Source organism: Flavobacterium sp. TMP13, assembly GCF_050847115.1.
Classification (GTDB): Bacteria; Bacteroidota; Bacteroidia; order Flavobacteriales; family Flavobacteriaceae; genus Flavobacterium.
In genome coordinates this window covers 1,850,682-1,857,500 of sequence record NZ_CP193656.1, presented here as the reverse complement: position 1 = coordinate 1,857,500, position 6,819 = coordinate 1,850,682, and the positions used below count along the sequence as shown (strand labels likewise).

Annotated in this window: 5 protein-coding genes, 4 tRNA genes and 1 rRNA gene (1 of these 10 cut by a window edge); 6 read left to right on the top strand and 4 right to left on the bottom strand. The window is 37.8% G+C overall.

Annotated elements, in window-relative coordinates:
• The 3 genes from ACRASX_RS08185 to ACRASX_RS08175 form a co-directional block, all read right to left on the bottom strand.
• Positions 1-39 (bottom strand) — tRNA-Ile (locus ACRASX_RS08185) (it extends 35 nt beyond the left edge of the window).
• 216 nt (positions 40-255) lie between these two features.
• Positions 256-1,771, bottom strand: a 16S ribosomal RNA gene (locus ACRASX_RS08180).
• Positions 1,772-2,831: 1,060 nt separating this feature from the next.
• On the bottom strand, positions 2,832-3,830 hold the full coding sequence (locus tag ACRASX_RS08175) for an FKBP-type peptidyl-prolyl cis-trans isomerase (protein WP_432223046.1): 999 nt from the start codon (positions 3,828-3,830) through the stop codon (positions 2,832-2,834).
• A gap of 80 nt (positions 3,831-3,910) precedes the next feature.
• Here ACRASX_RS08175 and ACRASX_RS08170 point away from each other — a divergent pair, with 80 nt between their 5' ends.
• The 3 genes from ACRASX_RS08170 to ACRASX_RS08160 are packed head-to-tail and all read left to right on the top strand — an operon-like array spanning position 3,911 to position 5,374.
• Positions 3,911-4,303 (top strand): RNA-binding S4 domain-containing protein, encoded by a 393-nt coding sequence (locus tag ACRASX_RS08170; protein WP_066306783.1) that lies wholly within the window; start codon positions 3,911-3,913, stop codon positions 4,301-4,303.
• Positions 4,290-4,871: a methyltransferase domain-containing protein gene (locus tag ACRASX_RS08165; RefSeq protein WP_432223045.1), complete on the top strand. Its 582-nt coding sequence runs from the start codon at positions 4,290-4,292 to the stop codon at positions 4,869-4,871. The genes ACRASX_RS08170 and ACRASX_RS08165 overlap by 14 nt, the downstream gene beginning before the upstream one ends.
• Before the next feature lie 5 nt (positions 4,872-4,876).
• On the top strand, positions 4,877-5,374 hold the full coding sequence (locus ACRASX_RS08160; RefSeq protein ID WP_432223044.1) for a phosphoribosyltransferase family protein: 498 nt from the start codon (positions 4,877-4,879) through the stop codon (positions 5,372-5,374).
• Here the strand turns inward: ACRASX_RS08160 and ACRASX_RS08155 are convergent.
• The gene (locus ACRASX_RS08155; protein WP_432223043.1) at positions 5,366-5,884 is read right to left on the bottom strand and encodes a shikimate kinase; all 519 of its coding nucleotides are present in this window, start codon (positions 5,882-5,884) and stop codon (positions 5,366-5,368) included. The two genes, ACRASX_RS08160 and ACRASX_RS08155, sit on opposite strands and share 9 nt — an antisense overlap.
• 128 nt (positions 5,885-6,012) lie before the next feature.
• Between ACRASX_RS08155 and ACRASX_RS08150 the strand changes: the two genes are divergently transcribed.
• From ACRASX_RS08150 to ACRASX_RS08140, 3 genes are all read left to right on the top strand, one after another.
• Positions 6,013-6,085: transfer RNA gene (locus tag ACRASX_RS08150), tRNA-Lys, on the top strand.
• Between the two features lie 39 nt (positions 6,086-6,124).
• A tRNA-Lys gene (locus ACRASX_RS08145) sits at positions 6,125-6,197 on the top strand.
• Between the two features lie 42 nt (positions 6,198-6,239).
• Positions 6,240-6,322: transfer RNA gene (locus ACRASX_RS08140), tRNA-Leu, on the top strand.
• Positions 6,323-6,819: the final 497 nt, after the last annotated feature.

Genomic DNA, 6,819 nt, shown 5'->3' with positions numbered 1-6,819 from the left:
TTATCAGTGTAGTACTCTAACCAGCTGAGCTACGAGACAATATGATCTTTTGATTTAAGTGATTTGATTCCCTTTGCTCTAGATCCTAAAATCCAGGGCTGAAAATCAGCATTAAACAATCATAAATCTGTACCTTTTACTTAATTGTATTATTTGAACTAACAGCAGAGTAATAAAATAAATCCTTTTTGAAACCAATAAAAATCTTCGTCTTTTTCCCAAGAGTGCAATAAATTGCTAACACTTAGGCTCTAGAAAGGAGGTGTTCCAGCCGCACCTTCCGGTACGGCTACCTTGTTACGACTTAGCCCTAGTTACCAGTTTTACCCTAGGCAGCTCCTTGCGGTCACCGACTTCAGGCACCCCCAGCTTCCATGGCTTGACGGGCGGTGTGTACAAGGCCCGGGAACGTATTCACCGGATCATGGCTGATATCCGATTACTAGCGATTCCAGCTTCACGGAGTCGAGTTGCAGACTCCGATCCGAACTGTGACCGGTTTTATAGATTCGCTCCTGGTCACCCAGTGGCTGCTCTCTGTACCGGCCATTGTAGCACGTGTGTAGCCCAAGGCGTAAGGGCCGTGATGATTTGACGTCATCCCCACCTTCCTCACAGTTTGCACTGGCAGTCTTGTTAGAGTTCCCGACATGACTCGCTGGCAACTAACAACAGGGGTTGCGCTCGTTATAGGACTTAACCTGACACCTCACGGCACGAGCTGACGACAACCATGCAGCACCTTGTAAATTGTCTTGCGAAAGATCTGTTTCCAAACCGGTCAATCTACATTTAAGCCTTGGTAAGGTTCCTCGCGTATCATCGAATTAAACCACATGCTCCACCGCTTGTGCGGGCCCCCGTCAATTCCTTTGAGTTTCAAACTTGCGTTCGTACTCCCCAGGTGGGATACTTATCACTTTCGCTTAGCCACTGAGATTGCTCCCAACAGCTAGTATCCATCGTTTACGGCGTGGACTACCAGGGTATCTAATCCTGTTCGCTACCCACGCTTTCGTCCATCAGCGTCAATATATTAGTAGTAACCTGCCTTCGCAATTGGTATTCCATGTAATCTCTAAGCATTTCACCGCTACACTACATATTCTAGTTACTTCCTAATAATTCAAGTCTAGCAGTATCAATGGCCGTTCCACCGTTGAGCGATGGGCTTTCACCACTGACTTACTAAACCGCCTACGGACCCTTTAAACCCAATGATTCCGGATAACGCTTGGATCCTCCGTATTACCGCGGCTGCTGGCACGGAGTTAGCCGATCCTTATTCTTACAGTACCGTCAAGACTCTACACGTAGAGTTGTTTCTTCCTGTATAAAAGCAGTTTACAATCCATAGGACCGTCATCCTGCACGCGGCATGGCTGGATCAGGCTTGCGCCCATTGTCCAATATTCCTCACTGCTGCCTCCCGTAGGAGTCTGGTCCGTGTCTCAGTACCAGTGTGGGGGATCTCCCTCTCAGGACCCCTACCCATCGTAGCCTTGGTATGCCGTTACCATACCAACTAGCTAATGGGACGCATGCTCATCTTTTACCGATAAATCTTTAATTACATCTTGATGCCAAGTCGTAATACTATAAGGTATTAATCCAAATTTCTCTGGGCTATCCCTTTGTAAAAGGTAGATTGCATACGCGTTACGCACCCGTGCGCCGGTCTCTAAGTAGCAAGCTACTTATACCCCTCGACTTGCATGTGTTAAGCCTGCCGCTAGCGTTCATCCTGAGCCAGGATCAAACTCTTCATCGTATATTGTGCGAGACAGATAAATCTATCTCTATTTATTTTTGACTCCGAATTATCTAGTGGTTATTCTCAAAATCTTTCGATTCTATTACTCTTATTCTTTGTTTTGAAATCTCTCTCAAAACGGCTGTCAATTCAATATGTCTAGGAACGTATTCTTCTGTATTTTAAAACCTCAATTCTCACTTGTTTAAGTGTCTCTCAAGGCGGCTGCAAAAGTACAAACTCTTTTCTAATCTCACAAGAAAAAAATGAAATTTATTTTGAGCCTTTTTACAAACTCTAAAACCATTCTTCCTTGTCAGTATCTCAAATAACTTGCGCCTTTAGCGGGGTGCAAATGTAAAACGTTTTTTCTTAGTACACAAACTTTATTTTGATATTATTTTTGAAGAAAATCTCCGCTGTAATATCTCAATTCGTAGTCAGTAAAAAGTAGAACGTGTCGCTGTTGCGGGTGCAAAAATAGTCACTTTATTTACATAAACAACCCTTTTTATTGCATTATTTCAATCTTTTTTTTAATAAATTCTTAACTCTTTGGAAACCTTAATCTTGTGAACACTTTACACTATTCTCTTTTTAGCCTTTTACATCGCTTTCGATCGGTTTCTTAGGATTAACGTGGCTTATTTGCTTTTACTCTACTCCTCTTTCTTGCTTCTGGTGGGGTTTTAAGAGAATAAGTTGGGTATTAACTTTTAACTCTTTTAAAACTTCCCTGTTTTTATTGGGTTTTGAGAGGTTTAGATATCGCTTTCCAATAATACTAGGACTTCGAACTCGATTCAGTTAATCTTACTGCTGTATTTACTCCTTATATATAGGTAACAGAAACTTGCTTGATCTGAAACACAAAATTTAAAAAGAATAGCTAAATCATAGCCCTGGCAGCAGCGGCATCCTTCTTTTGCTTTCTTTAAGCAATAGAAGATACAGCGAATGACAGGAAATAGCTCCCGAAACTAAAAAAACTTCCTATACCTATATATAACGATAGATGTTGAAACAAAAAAAACGACCATCAATTGATGGCCGCTTTGTATTAAAACTCTATACATTATTATGGATGACATGTTTTATCTAAATAATTTTTCTTGCCAGACTCACAAGTTGGAATTTGATCGAAAGGATAAGGCTTGCCCGTAGCAGGATTCTTTATCTCTAATTTGGTTGTGTAATTATCTCCATCGTCATCAGTATCTAAAAAATCTGGAATTCCATCACCATCTGTATCATCCGGATTCACAACTCCTTTATTAAGTTCTGATGCTGTCCAAACGTATCCATCACCATCTATATCTTCATACATAGAAAGAACGCCGTCAGGATCTGCCACACTTTGATTATTGATTATTTTATATTCATGATCTAAACGTTTTACTTCGTAGAGTTTAAAACTGAAAACTAAAGGGGAATAAGAAGGAATACTATTACTACCCCCTGAATAATATCCCAGTCCAGAAGGAATAAAGATCATACCTACACCATAATTATCGTATTTCACACTACCATCTGCGTTTGAAGAATAGGTTCCCGTTTTAAACTGTGGAAAAATTTCTTTCCAACCTCTTATAGTTCCAAATAAATCCATAAAACTAGCTGGATTCATCACCGTTTCAAAATGAGTGGAAGTTTGTGTAGAAACTCCTTCAGCTATAGTCGTTTTTAAATAGCTTCCGCTGTAAGCTGCTAAAACACCATCAACATTCATCGGTTTTTCGCCCGTACCTTCACGAATTACCAAATAATACAATTCATACTCTATTTCGTGCACCTTTACTAACCTACTTAACAATTTTGGAAAAGCTGCATTATCTTTATAGGATAAAATATTTGCTTGCGTTCCTCCAGCAGGAATTTTAGCAACAGTTACATTATACTCCGCATCTACAATAATATAATTGTTTTTTAAATATTCTTGGATATCAACTTTATCAATAGCATATTGCACATCGTAAGGTTTTGGCGGTACTATTTCGACTTCATCATCTTTCTTTGAACATGAAATTATTGAAAGAGCTGTTAGTACTACTATAAAAGAATATTTAATTTTGTTCATTATTGCTTGTAAATTTAGGTGCGCAAGATACAATATTGATTTATTTTTGTAAACAATTTAACTCCGATTTTAGAAAAATTATGCGAATAGACAAATACTTATGGTGCGTGCGTTATTACAAAACCAGAAACATGGTCACCGAGGCATGCAAAAAAAATCATGTAACAGTAAATGGACAAGTAGCCAAGCCTTCTAGAGAAGTTTTTGCTACCGACAAAATCACTTTTCGAAAAGATCAAATTACACAAATTATTACTGTACTTGATATTCCCGAAAGTCGCGTAGGCGCAAAATTGGTTGATATTTATAGAAAAAATGAAACGCCTGCTGAAGCATACGCCCATTTAGAATTACTAAAGCTCTCTAAAGAACACTATCGCAAAAGCGGAACGGGTCGTCCAACAAAAAAGGATCGTCGTGATCTGGATGAATATGGTAACGAAATAGAGGAAGATAAAGATGAAACTGACTAAAGAATATTGGGAAGATCGATACCAACAACAACAAACTGCTTGGGACATTGGCTCGATCTCTACTCCGTTAAAAGAATACATAGATCAACTGACCGACAAATCGCTTTCTATACTGATTCCTGGTGGTGGAAATAGCTATGAACTGGAATACTTACTAGAAAATGGTTTTGAGAGCGTATTCGTTGTTGATTTTGCGACTACACCTTTACAGAATATTAGAAAGAGAATTCCACATCTCCAATCAGAACAATTAATTCAGGCCGATTTCTTTGAACTAGAAGGACGCTTTGATCTGATCTTAGAACAAACCTTCTTCTGCGCACTAAATCCATATTTGAGAGAGAAATATGTAGAAAAAGTAAAGTCATTATTAAAACCAAACGGCAAAGTTGCTGGTGTATTCTTTCAATTTCCCTTAACTGAGGTTGGCCCGCCTTTTGGTGGTTCAAAAACAGAATACGAAAATTTATTTAGAACTAATTTTAGAATCAAAAGTTTAGAAACCGCATATAATTCGATTAAACCGAGACGAGAAAACGAACTGTTTTTTATCTTTGAAAAAAAATAAATACTATGAGCAAAAATATAATTTTGAATCATCAAGAAATCGAGCACAAAATAAAACGTATTGCTTACCAAATTTACGAGACTTTTGTAGATGAAGAAAGTATCGTTATAGCTGGAATTGCCTCGAACGGCTATGTTTTTGCTGAGAAAATTGCTGCTGCTTTAGAAGATATTTCTCCAATAAAGGTTTCTTTATGTAAGGTTACCATACACAAACAAAATCCAACTGCTGCAATTACAACAAGTCTAACTGTTGATGAATACACTGACCGTGGTTTGGTTTTAGTTGATGATGTACTTAACTCCGGCACCACACTTATATATGCAGTGCGCCATTTTCTAGACGCTCCTTTAAAGAAATTTAAAACTGCAGTACTAGTTGACCGAAATCATAAGAAATATCCAGTAAAAGCAGACTTTAAAGGCATTTCTCTTTCTACTTCGTTATTAGAGCACGTTCAAGTTGTTTTTGACAACGAAAGTGATTGTGCATTTTTAAGCTAATAAGCTCAGTATATCTTGGACTGTTTCATCAATCTTTCTATCATCAACCACCACTTTATGCTGCGCTTGATTGTAATAATAGCTTCTATCAAATAAATGCTTTGCGATAAACTCTTTTAATTCATCATCATTCATTTGCGCTATGAGCGGCCTTTTACTTTTATTTACCGATAAACGACTAAACAAGGTTTCTATAGAGGCTTTTAGATATATAGAAAGCACATCCTCTCTTACTAATAACTCGTGATTGTTCGCATAACATGGTGTTCCTCCTCCTAAACCGATAATCATTTCAGTGGGTTCTTGCAGTAATTCGACAAAAGTTTGGTGTTCTAGTTTTCTAAAGTAGATCTCTCCGAATTGTCCAAAAATTTCACTGATCTCTAAATTGGCCTTATTTTCGATTACTTTGTCCAAATCTACAAAAGGAATTTCTGTTACGCCAGATAGCTTTTCGGCAATTGTAGATTTTCCACAGCCCATATAACCTAATAATATTATTTTTTTCATGATAGTAAAACCCTATGAATTAAGGAATTGAAAATTAAAGTTAAAAAAAGACAAATTTATAATAAAATTGCTTGGAAATAATAAAAAAAACTCCTTATATTTGCACCCGCATTCAAGCAAACAATTATGACTCGATAGCTCAGTTGGTAGAGCACATCACTTTTAATGATGGGGTCCTGGGTTCGAGCCCCAGTCGGGTCACAAATGAAGTGATCAACACATAATTTAATTGAATGCATTGACTCGATAGCTCAGTTGGTAGAGCACATCACTTTTAATGATGGGGTCCTGGGTTCGAGCCCCAGTCGGGTCACAAAAGGTTGAGTATTTATTTACTTGACCTTTTTTGCTTTTAGGCCACGTGGAGAAACGGTAGACTTGCCAGCTTGAGGGGCTGGTGCTCGCAAGGGCGTGTGGGTTCAAATCCCACCGTGGTCACTACAAAGACAAAAAGCCTGAAAAACTATTTTTTCAGGCTTTTTTATTTTTCACAACAAGTTTGAAACTTTTAACGGTAGTGTTTCGGACTATTGACACACTCTTCTTACGCACAATTACGGCGAATAGATCAAAAGTCAGGAAGACACAAAGAATAGCAGATACACGACATTAACCCTCCTTTTCATTTCTCAATCTTTACCAGCTTGTTTTTTTTATTTGTTAATTTCTCCCAGTGTTTAATTTTATCTTCTTACAACACTTCTAACTATCTTCACCTAACATGAAATCAATCTCGGATCCTTTGTGCAATTAGATAGGATTTCTTAGCAAGAAACCCATACGCTACCTAACGAACTTCAAATATCTTATTTCCTTCAGCCCTTTACTTGATATAATTAAGATCTAAAATACAAACAAATGCAACTCCCGAAAAAAGCAGAAGAGCAAAAAAAACTGCAGTAAAATGATTTACCACAGCTCTTTTACTTTGAAAC

Coding starts and splice junctions, on each gene's coding strand:
- ACRASX_RS08175 (WP_432223046.1), bottom strand. CDS start 3,830: ATGAACAAAATTAAATATTCTTTTATAGTAGTACTAACAGCTCTTTCA.
- ACRASX_RS08170 (WP_066306783.1), top strand. CDS start 3,911: ATGCGAATAGACAAATACTTATGGTGCGTGCGTTATTACAAAACCAGA.
- ACRASX_RS08165 (WP_432223045.1), top strand. CDS start 4,290: ATGAAACTGACTAAAGAATATTGGGAAGATCGATACCAACAACAACAA.
- ACRASX_RS08160 (WP_432223044.1), top strand. CDS start 4,877: ATGAGCAAAAATATAATTTTGAATCATCAAGAAATCGAGCACAAAATA.
- ACRASX_RS08155 (WP_432223043.1), bottom strand. CDS start 5,884: ATGAAAAAAATAATATTATTAGGTTATATGGGCTGTGGAAAATCTACA.